Below are 26,188 nucleotides of genomic sequence, written 5' to 3' on the forward strand. Positions count from 1 at the left end.
CGGTATAGGTGATACTCATGGTCAGGCGCGGGACTCCGGGTGACGTGGTCTGTGAGAGGAACACTTCATATCGGAGTTCCGCGTTCTTGCCGCTCGGCCATGCCTATACAGGCGTTTCCCGCCCGTAGCCAACCGATTCAGGCGTCACGAACGGTGCTCAGGGTGTTACGCGGAAAGGCTCAGTGTGCGCCGCGGCGCAAGGAGCAAGGAGCACGGAGCCGGGGAAGCGAGCCTGCGCCGTCTCACCGGCGGGGCAGGCCGGCCAACCAGCGGTCCAGGGCTGCCGGCGAGCGGAACAGCAGCACCGGCGGCCCGCTCGGGTCGGCCTGCCAGGCCCGCATCCGCCGCCGGGCCCGGCCGAACGCGGTGAGGTGCCACACCAGGATCGAGTCCCGGGACAGCACGCTGCCCAGCGACTCGCGGTTGCCGTTGCAGATCTCCTCCCCCGTCCGCAACCGGCGGGCGGTGCGACGCAGCAGGCGCCCGAAGGAGCACCAACGCGGGTAGTCCAGGCCGACGACCAGGTCGGCGCGGGCCAGCACCACGTCCCGCCACCCGTGGTACGCGCCGTCGAGGATCCATCGGTCGCGTCGGCAGATCGCCTCGATCCGGCTGCGCTGCTGCGCGACCGGCACCTCGACCCAGCCGGGCTCCCAGAGCAGGTCGTCGACCGGGTACCACGGCAACCCCAGGTGCCGGGCCAGCCGCGCCGCCAGGGTGGACTTGCCGGCGCCGTACACCGCGTAGATGAGGATGCGCGACGGAGCGCTCATCGCGGCAGCGTACGCCGGTGGCGCCACAGTGGCAGGACTATCCTCGCCGGTTATGAGCCAACGCGTCGGTCCGGCCCAGCCTCCCTTGTGGCGTGACCGCAACTTCGGCGCGTACTGGGCGGCGCAGTCGCTCTCCGCCGCCGGTGACTCGTTCGCCTACATCGCGGTGCCGCTGCTCGTGCTGCACGCGACCGGGTCGGTCGCCCAGATGGGCCTGCTCACGGCCGTGGCCGGCGCCGCCTCCGTCGGCGCGGGGGTCTTCGGCGGCGTCCTGGTCGACCGGTACGACCGGCGGACACTCATGGTCGCCGCAGACCTGGCCCGCCTGGTGCTCTACGCCCTCGTTCCCCTGGCCTGGCTCGCCGGCCCACAGATCTGGCTGCTCTTCGTCGTCCTGCCGATCTGCGAGGCGGCCGGCATGGTGTTCCAGGTCGCCGCGGTGACCGCGGTGCGCAACCTCGTCGACCGACACCGGATCACCGAAGCCAACGGGCGGCTGCAGGCGACCTACGCGACGGCGGCCGTGGGCGGGCCGCTGCTCGCGGGTGTGGTGTCCGCCCGGTTCGGTCCCACGGCGGCCATCGCCATCAACGCGGCCAGTTTCGCCCTGTCAGCCGCCGGCCTCTGGCTGGTCCGGCTCCGGCAGCCCGCCGAGGGGGAAGGGACCGGCGGTGGGGTGGGGCGGGAGAAGCGGCTGGCCGAGTTCCTGGCCGGCGCCCGGTTCCTCTGGCGTCAGCCCGTGCTCCGCTCGCTGACCATCCTGCTGTCGGTCTTCATCTTCCTGACGTACGGCTTCACCGACGTGCTCATCTACCACGTCAAGCACGACCTCGGCGGCTCCGACGGCACCGTCGGCACGGTGCTCGGGCTGGCGGCGCTGGGCACGATCGCCGGAGCGCTGCTGGCGGCGCCGTTACGCCGCAGGCGTGGCTTCGGCGTCACCTGGATCGGCGCGGTGTCGATGTGCGGTCTCGCCGTCGCCGGCATCGGCGTCGTCGGAGACGTGCACGGCGTCACCGTGCTGACCGCGGTATACCTGTGCGGCGTCAGCGTGGGTGGAATCTGCTCGATGTCGCTGCGCCAGGAGATCACGCCCGATCACCTGCTCGGGCGGGTCACGTCGGCTTTCTGGAGCACGCACTACTCGCTCGGCCCGGCCGGTGCCGCGGTGCTGACCTGGGCCGCCGGCCGGTACGGCGTCACCGCGGTGGCTCTCGTCGCCGGAACAGGGTGCCTCCTGGTCGCGATCGGCGGACTGTTCACGCCCATCCGCCGAGCGGGCGCCGAACCGGTCGCCCACGAGCCGGAGCTTCAGCAGGCCGCGACCTGACCCGGCGCGGGACGCCGACCACCCTTCCGGCCGATCCACAGGCGGGCTACGGTCGCCTTCACGACGACAGCCTTCACCTCGCCGGCTCCAGGTTGTTCACTTCGGTCGCAGCGCCGAACCAGCGAAAGGGGTCGCCGTCATGACGATCAGCCACACCAGCGTCGGTGACTCCGACGCGAGCCCGGTCACCGTCGGGCACGGGCCGCGCAGGGTGCTGGCGCTGCACGGCTGGTTCGGGTCGGCGCGGGGCTGGGGCTGGCTGCCGGAACTGATCGACGCGGAGCGCTTCACCTGGGCGTTCCTGGACTACCGGGGCTACGGCGCGCGCACCGGGGTCGCGGGCGACCACAGCATCGCCGAGATCTCCTGTGACGCCCTGGCCCTCGCCGACTCCCTTGGCTGGGACACGTTCTCGGTGGTCGGGCACTCCATGGGCGGCAGCGCCGCCCAGCGGGTGCTCGCCGACGCGCCGGGGCGGGTGGAACGGCTCGTCGGCATCAGCCCGGTCCCGGCCGGTGGTGTTCCCTTCGACCTGCAGGGCTGGGCCCTGTTCGACGGCGCCGCCGCCAACCCGGGCAACCGGCGCGCCATCATCGACCTCACCACCGGCAACCGGCTGTCCAGCCGCTGGCTGGACGAGATGGTGCAATTCTCCCTCGACCACTCCACCCGGGAGGCGTTCGGCGCCTACCTCACCGCTTGGGCGCGTACCGATTTCACGGACGACGTGAAGGGCAACCAGGTGCCGGCGCTCGCCGTCGTCGGCGAGCACGACCCGGCGCTGGGCGCCGACACGATGCGCGAGACCTGGATGCGCCACTACCCGAATGCCCGGCTGGAGGTACTCGCCAACGCGGGGCACTACGCGATGTACGAGACCCCGGTGCGGTTGGTCACGGTGCTCGAGGACTTCCTCGGGCAGTGAGCGTCGATCCGGCGTCCCTGGTCGATCCCCGCACCTACGTCGACGGCGTTCCGTATGACCTGCTCGCCACGCTGCGCGCGACCAGCCCGGTGGTGTGGGTCGAGGAGCCGCCGCTGCTCGGGCTGCCCGGCGGTCCGGGCTTCTGGCTGGTGCTCCGGCACGCCGACGTGACGGCCGTGCTCAGGCAGCCGGGGCTCTTCTCGTCCGCGCTCGGCGCCACCCAGATCCGCGACCCGGCGACCCCGGAGGACCTGGGTTACGTGAGGCGGATGATGCTCAACATGGATCCGCCGGAGCACGGCCGGCTGCGCCGGCCGGTCGCCCGCTCGTTCACCCCGCGCGCGGTCGCCGCCCTGGAGGCGTCGATCCGCGCGAACGCGGCGGCGCTCGTCGAACGCGCGCTCGGCGACGCGGACGAGGGCACCTGCGACTTCGTCCGCGACCTCGCCGCCGACCTGCCACTGCTCACTCTCGCGGACGTGCTCGGAGTGCCGGAGCGCGACCGCTGGCTGCTGTACGACTGGTCGAACCGGGTGATCGGCTTCCAGGATCCGGACTACGCCGTGTCCGCCGCCTTCGATCCGCAGGCCGGCACCGCTGCGGCCCGCGAGGCACTCCGACACCGGCCGGTGTCGGACGCCGACGGCCGGATGCCGGATCCGCGCACCAGGGCCGGCATGGCCGACCTCTACGCGTACGCGCACCTGCTGGCCGAGTCGAAGCTCCGCAACCCGGGACAGGACGTCATGTCCATCCTGCTGGCGCACCACGGCGACGACCGGCTCTCGGTGGACGAGTTCGAGAACATGTTCTGGCTGTTCGCCGTGGCCGGCAACGAGACCGTCCGCAACGGCCTGCCCGGCGCGATGATCGCCCTGCTGGAGCATCCGGCGGAGATGGCGCGGCTGCGCCGGGACCCGGCGCTGTTCGACACCGCCGTCGATGAACTGCTGCGCTGGTGGACGCCGGTGATGGTGTTCCGGCGTACCGCCACGGTGGACACCGCCGTCGCCGGGGTGCCGGTGCGGGCCGGGGACAAGGTGGTGGTCTCGTTCGCGTCGGCCAATCGCGACGAACGGGTCTTCGCCGAGCCCGACCGGCTCGACCTCGCCCGTCACCCCAACCCGCACCTCGTCTTCGGTCACGGACCGCACTTCTGCCTCGGCGCGCACCTGGCCAGGTGCCAGCTCCGTGCGTTGCTCGAGGAACTGCTTGCCCGCACCGCCAGCGTCAGGTACGCGGGCACACCCGACTACCTGCGCTCGAACTTCCAGCGCGGCGTCAAGCGCCTGCCGATCCGCTGGCGGCGCCGCTGATCACGCCCCGGCCCCACCGAAGCACCGGCGCGCGGTGCGGTCCAGGCGGGCGGAACCGGCCGGTTCAGGTGATGACGGGGCTGCGGCGCTCCAGCAGGACCACGTCGCGCTCGAATGCCGCCCAGGTCGGGGCGACGGTTTCGACGCTGGCGTCGCCCACGTCGAGGCCGGCCTGGCAGATCGCCAGTATCCGCTCGGCGTCCCGTGGCGTCATGGGTCGGACGGTGATGCCGGCCATCAGCAGGCTCCGTTCGGGCTCGGGGCCGGACGGCCCGTCACGACGTCGGCGGCCGATGGGAACGCCGATTGGCGATGAACCTGGCGGCCGGGCGCTTGCTGTCGCCGACGGCCGCGTGAACGGCGGCGCGGGCGCACTCGACGCGGCGCTCCGCCCGCTGGTCGCCGGTGGTGACCTCGGCACAGGGGTCGCGGCCTACCGGGGTGGTGCCGGTTCGCAGGGGAAGGCGACGTCGACGCACGGTTCAGCGTCGGCCGCGGTGGCCCAGTTCTGGTAGTAGATCTCCCGCGCGGACGCACTCAGCCGCTGGTCGTGATCTCGGAGCCACGAATCCAGCGCGTCGTATGCCCGCAGGATCGCCGGGTAGGCCGCCTCCGCCTTCGTCAGCGACACGTACGCCTGCCGGTGGGCTCGCTCGATCCGGACCCCCACCGACCCCTCGGGCTCTACCGGATCACCCGTCGGGGCACACACCTCGACCGGCCCGTCGGAGTCCTCGGTGACCAGGCCGTGGTAGGCGACGAACACGGGCCCGGACAGCGTGCCGCTGGCGGCGGTCAGGTGGTCGAACAGCAGGCGCGTCGCTTCGGGCAGGAAGAACGGAAGGCGATCGGCGGTCACGTGTCGCTGGATGAAGATCACCTTCTGGGTGGGCACGTCGCGATACCGGACGCCGGACGCGACCCCCGGGGCCGCTCGATCGTCGAGGAGACCCAGCAGGTGGCGCACCAGCGGCCGACGGGCGTGGTGCGCGGCCTCGGCGTCCCGCCAGTACGCCTCCACCCTGTCGACCGCCTGCGGGCCGGGAAGTCCGAGCACCTCGGCAACGTCCGCCACGGGCATGCCGATCGCGCGCAGCAGGGTGATGCGGCGAGCCCGGTCGAGTTCCGCGTCGCCGTAGTACCGGTAGCCGGTCCGGGCGTCGACGTGCGCCGGGCGCAGCAGTTGCCGCTCCTCGTAGAGGCGCAACGCCTTCGTGCTCAGTCGTGACCGATTCAGAAACTCACCGCTCGTCAACCACCGTGGCATGGTCAGGAGTCTGCCCTCCGCCCCAGGGGCAGGGTCAAACAGGCAGGTGCCGATCATCGGCCGGCATGGCGCACCGGTCGCGCCAGCCATCGCCCCCGCCGTCACCTACCGCAACGACGGCTCCGGCCGGTCTCCCCGCACAGGCACCACCGGTGCGATCGTGAGGGGCCCCCGCATCAATCGCCGTCGCTGTCGCCGCCGCCACAGCCCCCGTTGTCGCCCAAGGTGGCCAGCCAGAGCAGGCCGGCCGGGGTCGTGGCCTGGGTGGTCACGACCTGGTCAAGGCTCACGCGTGCCGGCAGCCGCCGGTACTTCTCCGCGCCGCCGGGATCCTGCGTCCTGCGCGGCGTGTCAGGCTCCGACATGAGCGGGTCTCCTCTCGCACAGCTCGATGGGTCGCTGGCCATCTGATGGCCTGGATCACGTCATCCCGTCGCGTCGGCGGGGTTCACGGAGAGCTCACGGGTGGCCCGCTGCGCCAGCATCGCCAGCGGCGTGCACACCACCAGCAGGATCACTGCCTCGGCAGCGCACACCGCTGTCACGGCAGCAGATGCGCCGCCCCGCAGGACGTAATCGGCGACGGACACGCCGCGCAGCGCGAGGGCAACAAGCCCCAGGAACAGGAGAGTCAGCGGCCAGTGGGCTGCCCGGGCCACTGCCGACGCGTGAAGGACGAGGTAGGCGATACCCGCTGCGGACACCGACAACGCACACAGGCCCGGCCAGTCGAGTGCGGCGAATCGCAGCTCCTGCTCCACGGGAAGTGTCCACATCCCGATGACGTACAGGGGGCTCAGGAGGACACCGGCGACGAAGGCACGGATCCAGGTCCGGGTGCGCACGGGCGGAGCCTCCCGGTGGAACGCCACCAACGCCAGCACCAGGCCGGTGTTGACGAGCACGATGAGCCAGGTGGTGGGGGGCGTGCCGCCAGGCAGGGACACCGCCTCGTAGGTCCTGACGGCCCAGTCCGCGACGAGGGGCACCGCCGCCAGCCAGCGGGCCGGCCCGGGCTGATTCACCGCGAGCGCGACGAACGCGGCGATCGCGAACAGACCAAGGGGATTGAACGCCAGGCGCCACGCTTCACCGGGCAGGTCGAACACCGGCTCGGTGGGCGGCGTCGGCAGCGGCGGAAAGTCGCCGGCGAGCCAGGGCATGACGCCGATCTCCATCGCCGCCGTGACGGCATGAAAGAGCAGGCCGAGCAGCGCCACCGCACGGATCGCGTCGCCCCGGAGCCGCGACCTCGGCTCGGCGCCGACACCGCCGAGCCGAAGCCGCGTAGCAAGCGCCAGGACGCTGAGGACTTCGTATCTGTCCGGCCGGCCGTGGTCCCGGAGGTACGCGGCGTCCTCGGTGTCTTCCTCAGCACCGACGCACTCCAGGAAGGTGCGGACCATGTCGTCTTCCCACCTCCGGCGATAGGAGGCTGGCAGAAGCGTCAGCAGCCGGCGGTACCGCTGCTCCAGACAGCTCGTCATGCCGCACCGCCGGCGGCGGGCCGCCACGCACCGAGCCTTTCAGCGGCCGCACGGGCATTGGCGGCTTGGCGGTCAGCTTCCTCCGCCAACGCTCGCCCGCCGGAGTTGGTCAGCCGGTAGTACCGCCGGAGCCGGCCCTGCTGCACCTCCTCGCGGTCCAGTTCCACCAGGCCGTCGGTGACGAGCCGGTCGAGCACGCCGTAGAGCGTGCCCACCCTCAGGTGCACCCGCCCCCGCGACAACTCCTTCACCTCGTTGACGATGCCGTAGCCGTGGCAGGGCCCACCGGCCAGCGCTGTCAGGACGAAGAACGCCGCCTCGGTCATCGGTCGAGTCGCCATAGCCACAATATATCGGGAGACAGGATATGCGTCCAGACGGAGATATCTGGAGGGGTGCTGACGCGGCCGTCGAACGCCGGGTGAGGTCCGGCATCCGCCGCCTCATCCGACCGGGCCAGGACGGTTAGCGCGACCCGCCCCGCCGGGAACGGGCCACCACAACCCATGCCACGACGACCAGACCCAGCCCGAGCACTCCGGCCGCCACGATGGACGTGGCCACGTTGTCGGTGTGTTCCGCCCGGTCGTCGTCTGCGGCGCGCGCGGTCGGCGCGGGGGTGGCAACCGGCGCTGTCGACGGGTCGGCCGCGGCCAGGGAGTAGCGGAGGAGGTCGGCCCTTGTTCCCGGCGGCCGGCCCGCGGTTTCGGACACGGTGAGCAGGGAGCGCCCGTCGCGGCTGTAGGTGATCGACTCGCCCTGCGGCTCGTCGGGTAGCGGGGTGATCCGTGGGGTCCCGCTGGTCAGCGCGGTGACCACGTCGCCGTCGGCGACGTCGAACTCGTACGCGTCGGCATAGGTGCGCAGCACTACCCTGTGCCCGTCGGCCGCGGTGGCGGCGCCGGTGACCGCTGTCCGGCCGAGCACCGAGAACGGGTTGCTCGTCGTGGAGGCCGGCAACCGGACCTGTCCCACCTTCGCCAGTGGCACGGTCGTGCCCGGTCGCAGTGGGCCGCTCGGGGCGTACAGGTTGGCCGAGTACTTGGTCACGATCACCGGCCGGCCGTCGCCGGTCACGAGCACGGCCTCGGCGTCGTGCGGGCCGTCCGGATACACCATGCGGTACAGCACCGGACGGTCGGCGCCCGGCGGCAGCTTCCACACCGCGACCGTCTGCCGAGAACGGTCGTTGTCGCCGATGTCCGCCACCCAGACCGTGCCGTCCGCGCCGACGGCGAGATCCTCGGTGTCGCGGGGCCGCGACGGATACGGCACCGTCCGCTTGACGGCGCACTCATGATCGAGGAAGAAGATCCGGCGGCGGGCCTCGTCGTCCGCGCCGTCGTTGACCACGACGTACCCGTCGTCCGTGGCGGCCAGGCCGGAGATCTCGGTCAGCCGGTCGTCACGCACCTCGCACAGCGGCGTCCCCCGGACCGGGGCGGGCGACGGGTTCGCCACCGCGGCGCCCGGCACCAGCAGGACGGCGAGGATGACGGCCGCTCCCGCCGCGCGCGGCAACCTCCGCGCGGTTCCCTTACTGCGTCGCATCACCGGCAATCCTCTCATTGCCGCACGCCGTCCGGCCGACAGTGGCTCGCCACGCGCCGGGCCGACGGGCAAACGAGCCGGCGGGCGAACGGCCGGACCGGTCGGGACCGGGCGGGGTGACGGACCGACGGGCCCACCGGCACCGGTCCGTGTCGGACTACCAGCGGTTGCGTGCTTCCTCCGCCCAGCCGACGAGGCCGTCGAGGTCCGTGCGCTCGCCGTCGTCGGTCTGCGCCCAGCCAGTGAAGTGCCCGAAACACTGGTGGGTCTCGTTGGCCAGCACGCCGAGGTTGGTGCGGGCGACCCGCTCGTGGAACGGGTGGAACTCCACGTTCACCCGGTCGCCGGTGATCCGCCAGGGCCGTAGCCAGTCGGTGCGGTCGTAGCGCCAGGTCAGGTCGGCGCTGATCTTGTGCAGCCGCCCGTCGACGAAGAGGGCGTTCTCGGTGGAGCCGGTGCCGTCGGTCCATCTGGCGCCCAGCTGGATGGATCGGCCGGGACCGCTGCCCGCCGCCCAGTTCCACCGGATGGCGTACGGCCATCTGCCACGGCCGTGGTCGAGCACGGCGAACGAGTCCTTCGCGCTGACCGGGTACGCCGTGTCGCCCACCCGGAGGGTGCCGCGCACGGGCCGGCCGAGGTCCTTGACGGTGTACTGGAACCGGCGGGTGTCCCACGGCACCACGACGCCGAGCGATTCGTGTTCCGCGGGCAGCGGCGCCTCCAGGTCGACCTGGACGCCGGGCGTGGTGGCGCGGATCGTGCTGCCGTCCGGGCGCTGGTCGATGTCGATCGACAGGCCGCCGGCGGCGGCGCGTACCCGGCCTGCGCCGCTGGCCGTCGGGAACAGCGCGCGGCGGGCGAACGGGACCACCGCCTCCTTGGTGGTCTCGACGCCGGTGCGGCGGTCGAGGACGTAGACGCTGTGCACGCCCGCGTAGTCCAGCGACGACGCGACGAGGCCGACGATGTGCGTGGGGGTGACGATTCCCCAGTACTCCCACCGCTTGGTCCGTCCCCAGCCGCGCAGGTTGGCCCGGTGCAGCGGTCTGCGGCTCCAGCCGACCGCCGCCGGGTTGAGCCGCCCGTCGGGCAGACACAGGTCGACCGGTTCGGTGATCTCCCGCTCGCGCGTCATCGGGGCAGGGTACCGGTCGGCCGGCGGCCCGGTCGGCGGTCGGGCATGACGTCCATCGAAGCACCGCCCGCGCCGCCGAAAGTCGCTTGCCGCCCACGCCGCGCTCGGGGATGGTGGGACCCATGACGTTCTGACGGACAGCACCCCCGTTGCTCCCAGGCCCCACGGCGCCGAACGGTGCCGTCGCGCCGTCCGCCCGTCCCCTTTCAGCGAAAAGCGAGCGTCTTTGTCTCCACACCGTTCGCGGCGGGAATCCCTGCCGCAGCCCAACCCTGCCCCTGCCACCGTCACCGTCTTCGCCTCCCCCACGAGCTGGATCGAGTCCGACGCCCTGGCGCAGTGCCAGCAGGTGGCCGCCCTCGACGGCATGATCCACGTCGCCGCCATGCCGGACCTGCACCCGGGCAAGGGCGCCCCGATCGGCGCCGCCATGACGTCGACCGTGCTGTACCCGTTCCTGGTGGGCTCCGACATCGGTTGCGGCATCGCCGTGTTTCCCATCAGGCTCAAGCGCCCCGTACCCGAGCGGCTCGCCGCCCGGTTCCCCGACCTCGACCGCGCGCTGGACCCCGAGCAGGACGCCGACGACCCGGCCTGGGCCGTCGTGGAGGAGGACGTTCCCGCCGGCCACGTCGAGGGCCTCGGCACGGTCGGCCGGGGTAACCACTTCGTCGAGCTGTCGCGGATCGACACCGTCCTCGAGCCGGGCCACGCGAGCCGTCTCGGGCTCACCGCCGGCGACCTCGTGCTCATCGTCCACAGCGGTTCCCGGGGGCTGGGCGAGCGGATCCTGCGGGCGCACACCGAGGTCCACGGCGCGGGGCCCGCCCCTGACGCCGCCGCCTACCTGGCCATGCACGACGACGCCGTGCGCTGGGGATCGCTCAACCGGCGGCTGCTGGCCGCCCGGGTCGCCCACGCGCTGGGGGCCGAGCCCACCGAGCCGATCGTCGACCAGTGCCACAACCTGGTCGAGGTCCGCGACGGGATCTACCTGCACCGCAAGGGCGCGGCGCCGGGTGACGGCCGCGACGTGCTCATCGCCGGTACGCGAGGCACCCCCTCCTACCTCGTCGCCGGCCACGCCGGCCCGGAGGCCAACCATTCGGTGGCGCACGGCGCGGGTCGCAAGATGTCCCGCGCCGACGCCCTGCGCCGGGGCCGGGCCAAGCACACCGTCGAGGAACTGCGCCGCACCCCGGTCGGGTCGCTGGTGGTGTGCGGCGACCGCCAGTTGCTCTTCGAGGAGGCCCCGACGGCCTACAAGCGCATCGAGCAGGTCGTCAGCGACCTCGTCGACCACGGCCTGGCCACTCCCGTGGCCACCACGGTCCCCCTGGTCACCTACAAGACGCCCGATGTCGGGCCCACCTCCCGACCGGACCGCCGGGACAACCGCCGCAAGCGAGGCCGGCCATGAGCGTCCACCTGCTCGTCTCCGCCGGGCGCGGCCCGCAGGAGTGCGCCTGGGCGCTGGCCCGGCTGCTGCGTCGCCTGGAGGCCGACGCCACCCGGCACGGTCTGACGACCCAGCGGGTGCAGATCGTGCCCGGTGACCGGCCCGACACCTACCGGTCGGCGCTGATCCGGATCTCCGGTGCCGGCGCCGACGCGTTCGCCGCCTCGTGGACCGGGACCCTGTGCTGGCAGGCGCCCAGCCCCTACCGGGCGAGCGCCGGCCGGAAGAACTGGTACGTCACCGCCCGACCGTGCCAGGTCGACACGCCGACCACGACGTTCGCGGAGGCGGACGTCGAGATCGTCGCCTGCCGTACCGGCGGCCCCGGCGGTCAGCACCGGAACAAGGCGAGCACGGCGGTACGGGCGACCCACCGCCCCACGGGCCTCGTCGTCGTGGTCGACACCGAGCGGCAGTTCAGCCTCAACCGCCGCATCGCCGTCCAACTGCTGCGACAACGCGTCGAGCACGGCGACGAGACAGTGCGAAGCGCCGCCACCACCGCCCGCTGGCGCATCCACGACGAACTCGTCCGCGGCAACCCCACCCGCGTCGAACGCCCGAGCCCGTCGGGACAGGACACGGACCCACCGCAGCGGGCACACCAGCGACGGGGACGGTCCACCGGGCCACGCTCGCCCCGCTAGTAGTGCCACCGCCGCTGTTCTTCCTGCCGGGTCGCCCTTGTCATGGCACAGTGGTCGGGAATCTCACCCTCGAACGCTGATCCCAGGATCCGCTTCGTGAGCTGCTGCAGCAGCCCGCCACCGCCGGTCAGCTGCAAGCCGGCCACCCAGGCCTGCTCCATCAGCTGGGCGACCAGGTCTGCGTCAAAGGTGTGCGGGTTGAGCCGAGCAAAACTAGATTCATTCCAAAAGAATGGACTATGTTCATCACATGACGTCCGACTTCGAGACTCAGCTGCGGGCGGTCTCGTTGCGCGTGACGCGGCCCCGGATGGCGGTGCTCGCAGCGCTGCGCGACCATCCGCACGTCGACACCGACACGGTGATCGCCCTGGTGCGGGCGGATCAGCCCACGGTCTCCCATCAGGCGGTGTACGACGTGCTGCGCGCGCTCACCGACGCCGGTCTGGTGCGGCGCATCCAGCCTGCCGGTGCGACCGCCCGGTACGAGTCCCGGGTGGGGGACAACCACCACCATGTCGTGTGCCGCTCCTGCGGCGCGATCGCCGACGTCGACTGCGCTGTCGGCCACGCTCCCTGTCTCACCGCCTCCGACGACCACGGCTTCACAGTCGACGAGGCGGAGGTCGTCTACTGGGGCACCTGCCCCGACTGTGCGACCGAACGCACCGCCCAGTGATTCGCCAGTTCGGAAGGAAGCAGATGAGCGACAACCAGGACAACGGCCCCTCCAGCGCGCAGGGCGTGGACAAGAAGGCGGCGGCCGGCTGCCCGGTCGCGCACGACTCCGTGACCGCGCACGGAAGTGAGAGCGAGAACCCGGCGATCGACTCGCCGGCCCCGAAGACCGGAGGTCGTCCGCGCACCAACCGGGACTGGTGGCCCAACCAGCTCGACCTCTCGGTGTTGCGTGCCCACTCGTCCAAGGGCAACCCGTTGGGCGAGAGCTTCAGCTACGCCAAGGAGTTCGCCAAGCTCGACGTCGAGGCCCTCAAGCAGGACGTCATCAAGGTCCTCACCACCTCGCAGGACTGGTGGCCGGCCGACTTCGGCCACTACGGCGGCCTGATGATCCGGATGAGTTGGCACGCCGCGGGCACCTACCGCATCCACGACGGTCGCGGTGGCGCCGGCGACGGTGGTCAGCGGTTCGCTCCGCTCAACAGCTGGCCGGACAACGCCAACCTCGACAAGGCCCGCCGGCTGCTGTGGCCGGTCAAGCAGAAGTACGGCCAGAAGATCTCGTGGGCCGACCTGCTCGTGCTCGCCGGCAACGTCGCCCTGGAGTCGATGGGCTTCAAGACCTTCGGATTCGGCTTCGGTCGGGAGGACGTCTGGGAGCCCGAGGAGATCTTCTGGGGTCCGGAGGACGCCTGGCTCGGCGACGAACGCTACGTCTCCGAGAAGGAGATGGCGGCCGGCGTGGGGGCGACCGAGATGGGGCTCATCTACGTCAACCCGGAGGGCCCCCGCGGCAACGCGGATCCGGCTGCGGCGGCGCATTTCATCCGGGAGACCTTCGCCCGGATGGCGATGAACGACGAGGAGACCGTCGCCCTCATCGCCGGTGGCCACACCTTCGGCAAGACCCACGGCGCCGGCGTCGCCGACGACCACGTGGGTCCCGAGCCCGAGGCCGCCCCGCTGGAGGCGCAGGGCCTGGGCTGGCTGAGCACCTACGGCAGCGGCAAGGGCGCGGACACGATCACCAGCGGTCTCGAGGTGACGTGGACCGACCGGCCGACGCAGTGGAGCAACCGCTTCTTCGAGATCCTCTTCGGCTACGAGTGGGAACTCACCACGAGCCCGGGCGGCGCGAAGCAGTGGGTCGCCAAGGACGCCGAGGCGATCATCCCGGACGCCCACGACCCGTCGAAGAAACACAAGCCGACGATGCTCACCACCGACCTGTCGCTGCGCGTCGACCCGACGTACGAGAAGATCTCGCGCCGCTTCCTGGAGAACCCCGACGAGTTCGCGCTGGCGTTCGCCAAGGCCTGGTACAAGCTGCTGCACCGCGACATGGGTCCGGTCAGCCGATTCCTCGGACCGTGGGTCCCCGAGGCGCAGCTGTGGCAGGATCCGGTGCCGGCCGTCGACCACGAGCTCGTGGGTGACGCCGACGTCGCCGCCCTCAAGGCGAAGGTCCTGGAGTCCGGCCTCACGACCGCCCAGCTGGTCTCCACCGCCTGGGCCTCAGCCGCCAGCTTCCGGTCCACCGACAAGCGCGGCGGCGCCAACGGCGCACGGATCCGTCTCGAGCCGCAGCGCAGCTGGGCGGTCAACCAGCCCGAGCAGCTCGCGACGGTCCTCGAGACCCTCGAGGGCATCCAGCGCGAGTTCAACGAGGCCGGCGGCGCGAAGATCTCGCTCGCGGACCTCATCGTGCTGGCCGGCTCGGCCGCCGTCGAGAAGGCGGCGCGCGACGCCGGCGTCGAGGTGACCGTGCCGTTTCACCCGGGCCGCACCGACGCCACTGCCGAGCAGACCGATGTCGAGTCCTTCCGGGTCCTCGAGCCGCGCGCCGACGGGTTCCGCAACTACCTGCGCCCCGGCGAGAAGACCCAGCCGGAGGTACTGCTCCTCGACCGTGCCTACATGCTCAACCTGACCGCGCCCGAGATGACCGTCCTCATCGGCGGCCTGCGCTCTCTCGGGGCCAACGTCGGCGGCACGCAGCATGGCGTCCTCACCGACCAGCCCGGCGTGCTCACCAACGACTTCTTCACCAACCTGCTCTCCCCGGGCACCCGATGGAAGGCGTCGGAGTCCGACGAGCACGTGTACGAGATCCGGGACCTGGCCACCGATAAGGTGAAGTGGACCGCCACCGCGGTTGACCTCATCTTTGGCTCCAACTCCCAGCTACGGGCGCTCGCGGAGGTCTACGCCAGCCAGGACGCGCACGACAAGTTCGTGGCCGACTTCGTCGCGGCGTGGGTCAAGGTCATGAACCTGGACCGGTACGACATCGCCTGATGCTGAGGGCCCGGGTCACCGAGGACGTGACCTGGGCCCTCACCGTCCCGCGGGCGCCCGGCCGAGGCCCCGCGTCGGCGATGCGCCCGGCCCTGCTCCGTCGGGACGGAGTGCGCCGCCGGATCAGCCGGGCCCTCGACCGCGTCGAGCCGCGATGGCGAGCAGGTCCCGGGCCGGTCCGGTAGGTCGCTGACCGGCCGGCCAGACCGCGCGGAGCGGCCGGCTGAGATCCACGCCGGCCACCGGGACCCGGACGAGACGTCCGGCGGCCACCTCGTCGTCGATGGCCAGGTTGCTCAGGACGGCGGGGCCGGCGCCGGCGGCGACCGCCGCTCGCATCGCGCTCGTGGTGGACAGCTCCAGCAGTGGTGGAGCGAGCGGCGCGTGGCTGTGCAGGGCTGTTTCCAGGGCATGCCGGGTGCCGGAGGTGGGCTCCCGCTGCACCAGTCGGGTCGCGGCGAGTTCGGCGGCGTCGACCGGCCGGCGCCGCCGCGCCCACGGGTGGCGGGGATGCGTCACGACGGTGAGTTCGTCGCGGGCGACGATGCGCGAGTCCAGCCCGGTGGGCACGCGCGGCCCCTCCACGAAGCCGAGGTCCGCCGTGCCGTCGCCGACCGCCCGCGCGACGTCGGTGGAGTTCATCGCGTGCAGGCTGACGGCGGTCTGCGGCCGCTGCGCGGCGAGCCGGACGAGCCACGTCGGCAACAGGTGCTCCGCCACGGTGAGACTCGCCGCGACCCGCAGCCGTACGTCCCGCTCCGCGCGCAACGAGCGGATGCCGGCGTCGAGTGTCGCAGCCGCCTGCAGCACGTCGCGTGCCCAGTCAGCCACCAGCCGCCCCTCGGGCGTGAGCGTGGATCCACGAGGGCCTCGCTCGACCAGGGGAAAACCGACGAGTCGCTCCATGGTGCGGACCCGGGCCGTGACGGCCGGCTGCCCGATTCCCCGTGCCTGTGCCGCCCGGCCGAGGCTTCCGGTGGCATCCACCAGCAGCAACAGCTCGAGCGCGTCCAGGTCCGGCACCCGCGACAACTCCACGCCCAGACACTACGCCGACCCATCAGCCGCCCTGATGAGCCCATCACACTGAGCCACCTACCGGCCCGGCCATCGCTGCTGCACTGTCAACGAGATCTCACTTTTCGGGAGGCACGGTGGTCGACGAAGACCCGAGCAGACCCACCCTCACGACACGCGGCGCTGGGCGCCGGTGCGGGAACGATCGAGCGCATCCACCCGGGCCGGAACCGCGCCGGCTGCCGGCCGCCGTCCCCGGACTGCTCCTGGTCGCCGCGGCCACCGCGGTGGCGTTCGCCGTCACGCGCATGCTGCCGGCCGTGCCCACGTCGACGGTCGCCGTGGCGCTCGGGATGGTCGTGGTCAATCTCGGCGTGCACCGCCCGGTGTTTCGTGCCGGCACCCGGCTGGCCTCCGGACCCCTGCTGCGGCTCGCGGTGGTGCTCCTCGGCCTGCAACTGAGCCTCGGCGACCTGGCGCAGATCGGCGTCCCCGGCCTCGCCGTGGTGGTGGGCACCGTCGCGATCACCTTCGCCGGCACCCGGCTGCTCGGACGACTGCTCGGCGTGTCCCGCGCCCGCTCGCTGCTGGTCGCCACCGGCTTCTCCATCTGCGGCGCCTCCGCGATCGCGGCGATGGAGAAGGTGACGGACACCGAGGACGACGACGTCCCCGCCGCGGTGGCGCTGGTCACACTGTGCGGCACCCTCGCGATCGCCCTGCTGCCGCTGCTGCGCGGCCCGCTGGCCCTGGACCCGGTCGCGTTCGGCGAATGGGTCGGCGCCAGCGTCCACGACGTCGGGCAGACGGTGGCCACCGCCAACCAGGTGCCCGGTGCGCTCACCACCGCCGTCACGGTGAAGCTGGCGCGGGTCGCGCTCCTCGCGCCTCTCGTGGCCGCGGTGGCCGTCACCGCGCGCCGCGCCGCGGGAGGGGCACCGGGCGGGTCGGGCCGCCGGCCACCCGCGGTGCCGCTGTTCGTCGTCGGTTTCCTGGTCGCGGTCGGCCTCGCCAGCACCCCACTGGTCCCGGACCCGCTGGCGGACGCCGCGCGTCACGTGCAGCACGTGCTCCTCGTCGCCGCGCTGTTCGGGCTCGGCACCGGCATCCACCTGCCGACCCTCCGGCGCACCGGCGGCCGCACCCTGGCACTGGGACTGGCGAGCTGGGTCCTGGTGGCCGCCGCCGCCTACGTCGGCGTGCGACTCCTCGACCACTGACGGCCGACACCCCCATGCCGCTGCCCTGGGGCGGCCGACGGCGGGTCGGGGAACACGCGAGGGGCGGACGGCCCGACGTCGGGCGCGAGCCGAAGGCCGAGCCGGCGGGTGTGCGCGGAGCCGGGTCGCACGGCCGGATACCGTACCCGGGCGCGGGCCTGCCCCGCGCGGGCCGTCGAGCGGTGGGAGGATCGGATGCGCCTGCACGTGGGGTGCGCGATGTGGACGCACAAGTCCTGGCAGGGACGCTTCCTGGCGCATCCGCTGCCGGCCCACGAGCGGCTGCGCGCGTACGCCGGCTGGTGCACCGCGGTCGAGGGGAACACCACCTTCTACGCGACCCCGGCCCGGGAGACGGTGGCGTCGTGGGCGCGGCAGACCGACCCCGACTTCCGGTTCGTGCTCAAGCTGCCCAAGACGGTCACGCACGAACGCCGGCTCACCGGCGCCGACGAGGAACTCCGGGTCTTCCTGAACGCGATCGAACCCCTCGGCCCACGGGCCCACGCCCTCTGGGTCCAGTTGCCCGGCTCGTTCGCTCCCGCCGACGTGCCGGCGCTCGCCCGCTTCCTGCGGGGGCTGCCCACCACCCACCGGTACGCCGTGGAGGTCCGCCACCCCGCGTTCTTCGACGACCCGCGGGCGGCGCGGATCCTGGAGGACACGCTCGTCACGGTTGGCGCGGAGTGGGTCCCGTTCGACACCACCGCGTTCTTCCGCCAGCCGCCGACCAGCGACGCGGAACGGGAGGCGTGGACCAGGAAGCCACGTACGCCGCTGCGCACCCGCGCGCTGACCGACCGGCCGATCGTCCGGTACCTCGGCCGGGACGACCCCGCCCGGACGGTCGAGGGCTGGCAACCGTGGCTCGACGTCGTGACCGGCTGGCTGCGCGAGGGCCGCTCCCCGACCATGTTCGTGCACACCCCGGACAACGCCGACGCGCCCGACCTCGCCCGCAGGTTCCACGACGAGATCCGGGCGCGCCTGCCGGAGGTCGAACCGCTGCCCGAGCCGATCCCGGTCGGACCGTCGACGCTGTTCTGAGCCGAGGTGGGCTGGTCGGGCGACAGCGGGACCACGGCAACGGCGCGTGCCGGGTCGCCCGCGCCGGGCATGGCGACGACCCGACGGCGCCGAGTGGCGCGGAGGGGCCGACTACATGTGGTCCAGGCGGGTGAACACCCGATCGTGGACCTCCCAGGTGGCGCGCACGTCCGGGTGAAGCTCGTCGTACGTGTCGCCCCGCATGATTCCCTGGCCGAAGGTCGTGAAGGGCCCGTCCTCCAGGTGGAGACGGCTGGTGTAGATGCCTCGGGTGCCGTTGTTCCACGCGATGGTCATCGAGAGCTGCTCGCCCACGACGGTGCCCGTGACGTTGTCGCACCGGACGTTTCCCGAGTGGTTCGCGGTGCCCCACACCTGCTGCCCGTCCTGGTGCAGCGTGACGTGGGCGATGTAACCGTTGCTCTGCACGATCTTGAGGTATCCGTCGACCCTTATCGCCTTGGGGCCGGGCGCATCGGCCGGCGCTATGTCGCCCCCACCGTTGTCCTGCCGCACCACCAGGTCGGGTTGGCTGAGCATCTCGCCCTGCCTCACCAGGTCTTCGATGCGCACCCACCGCTCGGCGCGCGAGAACGGCTCGGTCATGGTCATCCATCCCCTCAGGGGGCGACAGCCGCATCGGGTGTCCGGCGCCAGGTAACCGCCGCCCAATACGACGGACGGTATTGAACCGGCCGTGCCAGGCCCAGCGTTCTGTCGCATCCCCGGCTCCGGCCGAAGCGGAGGTACGCCGAGGCGATCGAGTTCCGTGCGGCACTGCTACGGTCGCCGGCATGATCCAGGACCTGACGCGGGTCTACCTGGCGAAGGTCGATCAGGACCTGCCGGGCTATGTGCGGGGCCTCTACGTCGTCGGCTCCGCTGCGCTCGGCGCCTGGCAGCCGCACGCCAGTGACGTGGACACGGTGATCCTCACGTCGCGGCCGGCCACCGGTGGCGATCTGACCCAGCTCGCGAGGATCCACAGCGAGATGCCGGGGTCGCCCCGTCTGGACGGCGTCTATCTCGAGCCGGCCTTGGCGCAGGTCTGGCCGATCGACAACCGGATCGTGCCGTTCGTGGTGAACGGCCGGTTTACGCCCGACCGGCCGTGCGGCGAGCTCACTCCGGTGCTGTGGTTGACGTTGCAGCGATACGGCATCCCGGTGCGTGGACCGGCCGTCGCGGACCTGAGGATACGGGCCGACCAGGAGCAACTGCGCCGGTACAACCTCGACAACCTGCGGGAGTACTGGAAGGCGACGGCGGCGACGATCCCGGCCGCGTTGGCCGACGTGCCACCCGGTCAGGTCGTGGACGCCGACACCGTCAGCTGGTTCGTGCTCGGCCCCGCACGACTGCACCACACGCTGGCCCACCAGGACGTCATCTCGAAGACGGCCGCCGCCGAGTACCTCGCGGAACTGTTCCCCGCGTACGCCGATCTCGCGCGACGAGCGGTTCGCCGGCGTGCGGGTGAGCCGGAACAGTTCACCGCAGCGGACCTGGCCTCGGCGGGCCGCAGCGTCGACGCGGTGGCCGACGACGCGTGGCGCCGCTTCGGATGACCGGGGTGTCCGCGTGCGCCGCGAACGCCTGCACGGCGGCCAGCCGCCCAGACGCCCGACGGCCAGCCGCCGCGCAGGATCCGGCCCCCTAATCCGGTCGGAGAGAACCGGCAGCCGCTGGTAGGTTCGCTCGCCGTGACGGCAATCGGGGGCGAACGACTCGGCGGGCGCTTCGCCCGGCTCTTGGCGGCCAGCACCACGTCGGCGCTGGGCAGCGGGATGGCGACGGTGGCGGCTCCGCTGTACGTGGCGTCGCAGACCGACGACCCGTTGGTCGTGTCGGCAGGCGCCGCGGTGGCGTGGCTGCCGTGGTTGCTGTTCTCGCTGCCCGGCGGGGTCCTCGCGGACCGGGTCGACCGGCGCCGGCTGATGATCGCCGTCGACTGGGTACGGGTCGCCGCCCTGGCGGTGCTGGCCGCCGCGATCGTCACCGGTCGGGCCGGGGTGGCGCTGCTGTACGCGGTGCTGTTCGTCGTGAACGCCGGTGAGGTGGTGTTCCGCACGGCCGCCCAGGCGGTGTTGCCGGCGGTGGTTCCGCGGTCGCGGCTGGAACGGGCCAACGGCTGGCTGGGCGCGGGCACCACAGTCATGCACAACATGGTCGCCGGGCCGCTCGGCGGGTTCCTCTTCGTGGTGGCGGCCGCCATCCCGTTCGGCGTCAACGCCGGCACGTACGCCCTCAGCGCCCTCCTCGTGGGCCTGATGGCCGGGTCGTACCGCGGAACGTCGGAGACGGGCGGACGCCGCTCGGTGCGCGCGGAGGTCGCCGAGGGCTTCCGCTGGTTACTCTCCCACCGGCTGCTGCGCACCATGACCCTGCTGATCGGGCTGCTCAACCTCACCCTCACCGCGGCCCTCGCGGTGCTGGTGCTGCTCGCCACGCAACGGCTGGGCCTCGGTTCGGTCGGGTACGGCGCCCTCTTCACCTGCCTCGCGGTCGGTGGGCTGCTCGGCTCGGTCGTCGGGGACCGGCTCGTCGCCACGGTCACCGCGACATGGACCATCCGGATCGGCCTGCTGATCGAGGCGGGGCTGCACCTGGCGCTGGCCGCGTCCCGCAGCGCGGTGGTCGTCGGGGTGGCGCTGTTCGCATTCGGGGTGCACGGCGCGTTGTGGAACATGGTGGCCAACTCGCTGCGTCAGCGGTTGACCCCGTCCGCCCTGCAGGGCCGGGTGGGCAGCACGACGCTGTTCATCGCCGCCGGCGGCAACTGCCTCGGCGCGCTGCTCGGCGGGGTGGTCGCCGCCCGGTTCGGGCTGACCGCGCCGTACTGGGTGGGGCTCGTGGTGGCCCTGGCGGTCATCGCGGTGACCTGGCGGGTCTTCGACCGGGCCACGGTCGCCGCCGCGTACGCCGATCCTGCCCCGGCGGCCCCGGACGCTCCCGCCACGATCGCCTGAGGAGGCCCGGTGCCTGGCAGGCGGAGAACGTCGCCGCCGTCACCCCGGACACCGCCGGTCCGGACGACTACTTCCCGGAACGCGCGCTGGCCCGCTGGCTCGCCGCCAGCGACCAGCCGTGCACCGTGTACGCCTTCCCGAGGGTGGGCGTGCAGCCGCTGCGCGCCGCCTACCGACACCTAGTCGACACGCTCGGCGTGGATCGCCGCCGCCACCCGTGGCGCTGACGGAGACGTACACGTGACCCGCCGCACCCGGGGCAGCACACTGTTCGTCAACCCGCTGATGGCGATCTACTTCAGCTTCGACCTCGACGGTCTGGCCCGCCGTTCGCTCTACCTCGACCGCCTGGAGCACACCGTGGGCATGCGGCAGGTGGCGTCTCGGATCGAGGAGTTCCGCGACGAGATCGAGCGGCGCACGCCCCGGGTCTTCCCGCACTGACCCGAGTCCGCGATGTCGCGAGGGTCCAGGCCGGCGTCGGCAGCGACTCAAGCTGACGCTGCCGTAATGGGCCCATGGTGGAACTGTCCGCAGTAGAACAGCAGCGGGGGGCGGTCGTGGACGCGGCGTACGGACAACAGACGGCCCACCACGATGGCGTGGTCACCGCCGTCGTAGGTGCGCCACAGGGCGCACTCCAGCCAGGCGGCGGCGTCGCGCACCAGGGGCGCGCCGGTGTGCGGGCCGTCGACGCACGGCACCCCGCCGAAGCCGGCCGGACCGCTGGGGCGCATGCGACGGGCGAAGTGCCGCGCCACCGCGTCCTGGTCGGCGGCGAGGACCGAGACCGCGAAGGTCCCGGCCGCCACGACGCCGTCAAGGGTGCGGGTGCTCTTCTCGAGGCAGATCAGGATGAGGGGCGGGTCGAGCGAGACGGAGGTGAAGGAGTTGGCTGTCATCCCGTGCGGGTCAGTCCCGCCGACGGTGACGATGGTGACCCCGGTGGCGAAGGTGCCCAGGACGGGACGCAGTTGCGGGGTGTCCAGCGGGGACACCTCGGCGCCGGGAGGCGGTGACGGCGGCGGCATCAGCACGGCAGGAGCGTGCCGCCACCGGTTCGGCGCGCGAGGTCGAAAACGGCGGCGGCGAGCCCGATGTCGCTGACACCCATGCCGAACGGGTTGATGACCACGCGGTCGGTGGCGGTGACCCGGCGGGTGTACTCCCCCGCGAGCAGACGCGGGATCTCGGTGTCGACCCGGCGCGATCCGTCCGGTGCGGGGTCGTCCGGACCGACCACCCGGCCCGCGGCGGCCAACCGGCCGAGCAGGCGATGGTCGTCGGTGCGGACCAACTCCCAGTCGTCGACGATGAGGTGGTCGGCGCCGAGCAGCAGCCCTTCGGTGGCGTCGTCGAGCGAGACGTTGACGAACGTCCCGCCGGGCGGCACCCAGTCGAGGTCCACGTACGGCTCAGTGGTGGTCGTGGCCGCGACGGTCAGCCCGGCACCCTCGACCGCCTCCCGGGCCGTCGATGTCACCCGGATCTGCCGGCCCGTGCCGAGCAGGTCGCGGCATCGGGCGGCGAAGTGCCCGGCGCGGCCCGCGTCGAGGTCGAACAGGCGCACCTCACGCAGGGCCGGGGTGAGCGGCGCGAGCAGTTCGAGGTGTGTCTCGCTCTGCCGGCCACAGCCCAGGAACGCCAGCCGCGTCACGGCGGCCGGCTCGCGGACGGCGGTGACGGCGACGACCGAGGTGGCCGCGGTGCGCAGGGCGCTGATCCGGGCGCCCTCCATGATGCAGACGGGCCGTGCGGTCTCCGGGTCGTCGAGCACGACCAGACCGGCCGCCCGGGGCAGGCCCCGCTCCACGTTTCCCAGTGAGGCGTTGATGATTTTGCAGCCGTACGCCCCGTCGGCCCACCCCGGCAGGATGAGACTGCGCGCGGCGTGCCCGGAGCCGGTCGTCCAGCGCAGGGCGGCCTCAGGGGACAGCCCCGCGGCACCCTTGGCGTAGGCCAGCAGGGTCTGGCGGATGACGGCCGGCACGTCGATCCGGCTGACGAGCCCGGTGACGTCGGCGGCGGTGAGGTAGCGGATACCTTCCTCGGAGTGACTCACGGGCGGTCCCCTTCATCGACCTGGATCACGACGGCCTTGGGCTCGGTGAAGAAATCACGGCTGAACGCGCCGCCTTCGCGGCCGATCCCGGACTCCGCGGCCCCGCCGAACGGCGCGCGCAGGTCTCGGACGAAGAAACAATTGACCCAGACGGTGCCGGCGCGCAGGCGGCCGGCTACCCGGTGCGCCCGGGACAGGTCGCTGGTGAAGAGCATGGCGTTCAGGCCGTACCGGGTGTCGTTGGCGAGGCGCACCGCGTCCTTCTCGTCGGTGAACGGTGTCACGGTCACCACGGGGCCGAAGATCTCCTCGCGCCACCCGGCGGTGTCCGTGCCGACGCCGGTGAGCACCGTGGGCCGCACGGTCCAGCCCTCGCCCGCACCGCCGGTCACCACCCGGGCGCCGGCCTCCTCCGCCCGGAGCACGTGCTGAAGGACGGCTCGGTGGTGTCCGGCCGAGGCGAGCGGACCGAAGCGGGTCGCCGGGTCGGACGGGTCGCCGGCCGGCAGCGCCTCGGCCGCCGCGACGAACCGGGACAGGAACGCGTCGTAGATGTCGCGTTGGACGAGCAGTCGGCTGCCGGCGAGGCAGATCTGGCCGGCGTTGGTGAAGATCGCCTTGATCGACCAGGCAACAGCCTGGTCGAGGTCGGCGTCGGCGAAGACCACGCTGGCGCCCTTGCCGCCGAGTTCCAGGCTGACGGGTGTCAGGTTGGCGGCAGCCGCGGCGGCGATCGCCCGGCCGGTTGCCGTGCCGCCGGTGAAGGTGACCCGGTCGACCCGTGGGTCGGTGACGAGTGGCTTCCCGACGGCGTCGCCCGTGCCGTGCACCACGTTGAGTACGCCCGGCGGCAGGCCGGCTTCGATCGCGAGCCGCGCCAGGATGGTTGCCGACGCCGGTGTCTCCTCCGACGGTTTGAGGACCACGGTGTTGCCCCAGGCGAGGGCTGGCGCGATCTTCCAGGTGGCGAGCATCAGCGGGTAGTTCCAGGGGCTTACCGCAACCACCACACCGGCCGGTTCGAAACGGCTGTAGGCGTGGTGGCCGCTGTCCATGGGGTAGGTCTCCGCCGCGCCGAGCCGGGCGTGGTCGGCGAAGAACCTCAGGTTCTGCGCGGCCCGGGGTACGTCCTTGCCGCGGCTGTCGCTGATCGGCTTGCCCATGTCGCGCGTGTCGGCGAGCGCCAGTTCCTCGGCGTGCTCTTCGACCAGGTCGGCGAGGCGGTGCAGCAGGACGCCGCGCCGGGTGAAGCCCATGCCTGGCCACGGCCCGGAGTCGAAGGCGGTACGGGCCGCGGCGACCGCCCGCGCTGCGACGGTGTGGTCGCCGGCCGCGGCGGCCGCCCAGGGCCGGCGGGTGAACGGGTCGATGGAGGGTGCCCGCGGACCGTCGTCCGGCGGGGTCTCCATCCCCGCGATCACGTGCCCGAAGTACGGGGTCGCCACGTCAGCTCCGCTTCCACAGTTCTTTGCGCAGCGCCCGCAGATCGTCGTAGGACTCCAGGTCGGGCGCGGTCCAGCCGGAGAGGTCGTATTCGGCCAGGCACTGCTCGGCGAAGCCCCGGTAGCCGTCGAGCTGGCCGGTCATCTCCTGCACGGTCACGATTTCGGCGCGCACGTTCTCGTGGTTGCCGGCGAAGTTGCGCTCGTAGAGCTCGTGGCGGCTGCCGAACTCGGTGCCGACGGCGTCCCACAGCAGCTTCATCAGCTTCACCCGGTCGACGGCCGTCTGTCCGGCCGAACCGCGCAGGAAGCGGTCGAGGTACGGCCGGATCTCCGGGTTCTCGAAGTCCTCCGCACTGGAGTTGATGTAGATGAGGCCGCTGGCGACGTCCTGCTCGATGATCTCCCGGATCCGCGGGTACCCGACGGTCATGAACCACCGGTACGCCAGGCCGTAGTCGAGCCGGGGCAGCAGGGCGCCGCCCTTCCACTCCTGCGGGTTGCGGGCCGCGGCGTCGCTCAGCGCCCAGAACATGTTGCGCCAGGCGAGGACCTCACCGACCCGGGTCTGCACGCCCCGATATCCGCCGGTGCCGGTCATGTCGAGTGCCTTCAGCAGCAGGCCCGCGATGAAGTCGATCTTCACGGCGAGCCGGATGCAACCCTGGAACGTCAGCCGCTCCAGGAAGCCCGAGCGCGGCACGAACGTGCTGACCTGCTCCGGATCGCCGTAGAGGAACACGTTCTCCCAGGGGATCAGGACCTTGTCCAGGATGAAGATCGTGTCGTTCTCGTCCAGTCGGCTGGACAGCGGGTAGTCGAACGGGCTGCCCATCACCGAGGCGGTGGCCGAGTACGACGGGCGGCAGATCAGCTTGAGCCCGGGCGCGCCCATCGGCACGGTCGCCACGAGCGCGAACTCACGCTCCTTGATCGGCAGACCATAGTGGGAGATGAAGTTGAAGTGGGTCAGCGCCGAGCCCGTGGCGACCACCTTGGCGCCACTGACCACCAGACCGTTGTCGGTCTCCTTCTCCACGTGCACGAAGACGTCCTTCGCGGCGTCCGCGGCCAGGTGACGGTCGACCGGGGGCTGCACGATCGCGTGGTTCCAGTAGAGGACCTTCTCCTGGGACTCGCGATACCACCGACGGGCATTGTCCTCGTACGGCGCGTAGAAGTCCGCGTTGGCGCCCAGCGTGCCCAGGAAAGCAGCCTTGTAGTCGGGGCTGCGGCCCATCCACCCGTAGGAGAGCCTTGCCCATTCGGCGATGGCGGCCCGGTCGGCGACCACGTCGTCGACCGTGCGGGGGGTCCGGAAGAACGGGTGGGTGAACCCGGTGCCGCTGTCGGTCGGCGCGGTGACGACGTCGCGGCGGGCCGGGTCGTGCAACGCGTCGTAGAGCCGCGCGGTCATCCGGGCCGGGTTGGCGAATGCGGGGTGCCTCGTCACGTCGTCGACGCGCTCCCCGTACAGGTAGATCTCGCGGCCGTCGCGGAGGCTCTCCAGGTATTCGGCTCCGGTGAACGGTCGTGTGGTGGGTGGGTCAGTGGTCACG

The 26,188-nt window shown here is 72.1% G+C and carries 26 protein-coding genes; 12 read left to right on the forward strand and 14 right to left on the reverse strand.

The window, feature by feature from the left end; all coding sequences use genetic code 11:
* Positions 1-242 precede the first annotated feature (242 nt).
* Positions 243-773: an adenylate kinase gene (locus AB0G14_RS28635; RefSeq protein ID WP_357702647.1), complete on the reverse strand. Its 531-nt coding sequence runs from the start codon at positions 771-773 to the stop codon at positions 243-245.
* 52 nt (positions 774-825) lie between these two features.
* On the opposite strand from AB0G14_RS28635, the gene AB0G14_RS28640 reads away from it, so the two are divergent.
* The 3 genes from AB0G14_RS28640 (at position 826) to AB0G14_RS28650 (ending at position 4,344) form a co-directional block, all read left to right on the forward strand.
* Positions 826-2,103 carry an MFS transporter gene (locus AB0G14_RS28640; protein ID WP_357702649.1) on the forward strand — a complete coding sequence of 426 codons (1,278 nt, stop codon included), beginning with the start codon at positions 826-828 and terminating at the stop codon, positions 2,101-2,103.
* 139 nt (positions 2,104-2,242) lie between these two features.
* On the forward strand, positions 2,243-3,028 hold the full coding sequence (locus AB0G14_RS28645; RefSeq protein ID WP_357702651.1) for an alpha/beta hydrolase: 786 nt from the start codon (positions 2,243-2,245) through the stop codon (positions 3,026-3,028).
* On the forward strand, positions 3,025-4,344 hold the full coding sequence (locus AB0G14_RS28650; RefSeq protein ID WP_357702653.1) for a cytochrome P450: 1,320 nt from the start codon (positions 3,025-3,027) through the stop codon (positions 4,342-4,344). Before AB0G14_RS28645 ends, AB0G14_RS28650 begins: the two co-directional genes overlap by 4 nt.
* A 64-nt stretch (positions 4,345-4,408) precedes the next feature.
* Here the strand turns inward: AB0G14_RS28650 and AB0G14_RS28655 are convergent, their stop codons facing one another.
* The 7 genes from AB0G14_RS28655 to AB0G14_RS28685 all read right to left on the reverse strand — a co-directional run bounded on the left by AB0G14_RS28655 (position 4,409) and on the right by AB0G14_RS28685 (position 9,787).
* Positions 4,409-4,558: a hypothetical protein gene (locus AB0G14_RS28655; protein ID WP_357702655.1), complete on the reverse strand. Its 150-nt coding sequence runs from the start codon at positions 4,556-4,558 to the stop codon at positions 4,409-4,411.
* Between the two features lie 219 nt (positions 4,559-4,777).
* Positions 4,778-5,611: a MerR family transcriptional regulator gene (locus AB0G14_RS28660; protein ID WP_357702657.1), complete on the reverse strand. Its 834-nt coding sequence runs from the start codon at positions 5,609-5,611 to the stop codon at positions 4,778-4,780.
* A gap of 176 nt (positions 5,612-5,787) precedes the next feature.
* Positions 5,788-5,976 (reverse strand): hypothetical protein, encoded by a 189-nt coding sequence (locus AB0G14_RS28665; protein ID WP_357702659.1) that lies wholly within the window; start codon positions 5,974-5,976, stop codon positions 5,788-5,790.
* 60 nt (positions 5,977-6,036) lie between these two features.
* Positions 6,037-7,017 carry a hypothetical protein gene (locus AB0G14_RS28670; protein WP_357702661.1) on the reverse strand — a complete coding sequence of 327 codons (981 nt, stop codon included), beginning with the start codon at positions 7,015-7,017 and terminating at the stop codon, positions 6,037-6,039.
* Between the two features lie 77 nt (positions 7,018-7,094).
* A complete protein-coding gene (locus AB0G14_RS28675; protein WP_357702703.1) occupies positions 7,095-7,424 on the reverse strand; it encodes a PadR family transcriptional regulator in 330 nt (109 codons plus the stop codon).
* Between the two features lie 139 nt (positions 7,425-7,563).
* The gene (locus AB0G14_RS28680) at positions 7,564-8,649 is read right to left on the reverse strand and encodes a hypothetical protein (protein WP_357702663.1); all 1,086 of its coding nucleotides are present in this window, start codon (positions 8,647-8,649) and stop codon (positions 7,564-7,566) included.
* A gap of 157 nt (positions 8,650-8,806) precedes the next feature.
* A complete protein-coding gene (locus AB0G14_RS28685) occupies positions 8,807-9,787 on the reverse strand; it encodes a DUF2804 domain-containing protein (protein WP_357702665.1) in 981 nt (326 codons plus the stop codon).
* Between the two features lie 226 nt (positions 9,788-10,013).
* Here AB0G14_RS28685 and AB0G14_RS28690 point away from each other — a divergent pair, with 226 nt between their 5' ends.
* The 4 genes from AB0G14_RS28690 (at position 10,014) to katG (ending at position 14,872) form a co-directional block, all read left to right on the forward strand.
* Positions 10,014-11,207: an RNA ligase RtcB family protein gene (locus AB0G14_RS28690; protein WP_357702667.1), complete on the forward strand. Its 1,194-nt coding sequence runs from the start codon at positions 10,014-10,016 to the stop codon at positions 11,205-11,207.
* A complete protein-coding gene (prfH, locus tag AB0G14_RS28695) occupies positions 11,204-11,893 on the forward strand; it encodes a peptide chain release factor H (RefSeq protein ID WP_357702669.1) in 690 nt (229 codons plus the stop codon). Before AB0G14_RS28690 ends, prfH begins: the two co-directional genes overlap by 4 nt.
* 250 nt (positions 11,894-12,143) lie before the next feature.
* Positions 12,144-12,572, forward strand: coding sequence for a Fur family transcriptional regulator (locus tag AB0G14_RS28700; RefSeq protein ID WP_357702671.1), 429 nt, complete (start codon positions 12,144-12,146; stop codon positions 12,570-12,572).
* 23 nt (positions 12,573-12,595) lie between these two features.
* A complete protein-coding gene (gene katG / locus AB0G14_RS28705; RefSeq protein WP_357702673.1) occupies positions 12,596-14,872 on the forward strand; it encodes a catalase/peroxidase HPI in 2,277 nt (758 codons plus the stop codon).
* Between the two features lie 123 nt (positions 14,873-14,995).
* On the opposite strand, the gene AB0G14_RS28710 is transcribed toward katG, so the two are convergent.
* Positions 14,996-15,910 carry a LysR family transcriptional regulator gene (locus AB0G14_RS28710; RefSeq protein ID WP_357702675.1) on the reverse strand — a complete coding sequence of 305 codons (915 nt, stop codon included), beginning with the start codon at positions 15,908-15,910 and terminating at the stop codon, positions 14,996-14,998.
* A gap of 116 nt (positions 15,911-16,026) precedes the next feature.
* On the opposite strand from AB0G14_RS28710, the gene AB0G14_RS28715 reads away from it, so the two are divergent.
* Complete coding sequence (locus AB0G14_RS28715; RefSeq protein ID WP_357702677.1) at positions 16,027-17,109, forward strand: putative sulfate exporter family transporter; 1,083 nt, start codon at positions 16,027-16,029, stop codon at positions 17,107-17,109.
* 219 nt (positions 17,110-17,328) lie between these two features.
* The gene (locus AB0G14_RS28720; RefSeq protein WP_357702705.1) at positions 17,329-18,156 is read left to right on the forward strand and encodes a DUF72 domain-containing protein; all 828 of its coding nucleotides are present in this window, start codon (positions 17,329-17,331) and stop codon (positions 18,154-18,156) included.
* A 111-nt stretch (positions 18,157-18,267) separates the two neighbouring features.
* Here AB0G14_RS28720 and AB0G14_RS28725 read toward each other — a convergent pair whose 3' ends face one another.
* Positions 18,268-18,762 carry a hypothetical protein gene (locus AB0G14_RS28725; protein WP_357702679.1) on the reverse strand — a complete coding sequence of 165 codons (495 nt, stop codon included), beginning with the start codon at positions 18,760-18,762 and terminating at the stop codon, positions 18,268-18,270.
* A gap of 188 nt (positions 18,763-18,950) precedes the next feature.
* Between AB0G14_RS28725 and AB0G14_RS28730 the strand changes: the two genes are divergently transcribed.
* The 3 genes from AB0G14_RS28730 to AB0G14_RS28740 all read left to right on the forward strand — a co-directional run bounded on the left by AB0G14_RS28730 (position 18,951) and on the right by AB0G14_RS28740 (position 21,569).
* Positions 18,951-19,724: a nucleotidyltransferase domain-containing protein gene (locus AB0G14_RS28730; RefSeq protein WP_357702681.1), complete on the forward strand. Its 774-nt coding sequence runs from the start codon at positions 18,951-18,953 to the stop codon at positions 19,722-19,724.
* Between the two features lie 135 nt (positions 19,725-19,859).
* A complete protein-coding gene (locus AB0G14_RS28735; RefSeq protein WP_357702683.1) occupies positions 19,860-21,125 on the forward strand; it encodes an MFS transporter in 1,266 nt (421 codons plus the stop codon).
* Between the two features lie 240 nt (positions 21,126-21,365).
* Entirely contained in the window at positions 21,366-21,569 is a 204-nt protein-coding gene (locus AB0G14_RS28740) for a hypothetical protein (protein WP_357702685.1), read from the forward strand.
* A gap of 47 nt (positions 21,570-21,616) precedes the next feature.
* Here the strand turns inward: AB0G14_RS28740 and AB0G14_RS28745 are convergent, their stop codons facing one another.
* The 4 genes from AB0G14_RS28745 to AB0G14_RS28760 are packed head-to-tail and all read right to left on the reverse strand — an operon-like array spanning position 21,617 to position 26,187.
* Positions 21,617-22,156 (reverse strand): flavin reductase family protein, encoded by a 540-nt coding sequence (locus AB0G14_RS28745; protein ID WP_357702707.1) that lies wholly within the window; start codon positions 22,154-22,156, stop codon positions 21,617-21,619.
* Positions 22,156-23,187 carry an ornithine cyclodeaminase gene (locus tag AB0G14_RS28750; RefSeq protein WP_357702687.1) on the reverse strand — a complete coding sequence of 344 codons (1,032 nt, stop codon included), beginning with the start codon at positions 23,185-23,187 and terminating at the stop codon, positions 22,156-22,158. Before AB0G14_RS28750 ends, AB0G14_RS28745 begins: the two co-directional genes overlap by 1 nt.
* On the reverse strand, positions 23,184-24,632 hold the full coding sequence (locus AB0G14_RS28755) for an aldehyde dehydrogenase (protein ID WP_357702689.1): 1,449 nt from the start codon (positions 24,630-24,632) through the stop codon (positions 23,184-23,186). The genes AB0G14_RS28750 and AB0G14_RS28755 overlap by 4 nt, the downstream gene beginning before the upstream one ends.
* A 1-nt stretch (position 24,633) precedes the next feature.
* Positions 24,634-26,187 carry a 4-hydroxyphenylacetate 3-hydroxylase N-terminal domain-containing protein gene (locus AB0G14_RS28760; protein WP_357702691.1) on the reverse strand — a complete coding sequence of 518 codons (1,554 nt, stop codon included), beginning with the start codon at positions 26,185-26,187 and terminating at the stop codon, positions 24,634-24,636.
* Between the last annotated feature and the right edge of the window lies 1 nt (position 26,188).

Source organism: Micromonospora sp. NPDC023814 (assembly GCF_040639595.1).
Taxonomy (GTDB): Bacteria; Actinomycetota; Actinomycetes; order Mycobacteriales; family Micromonosporaceae; genus Micromonospora.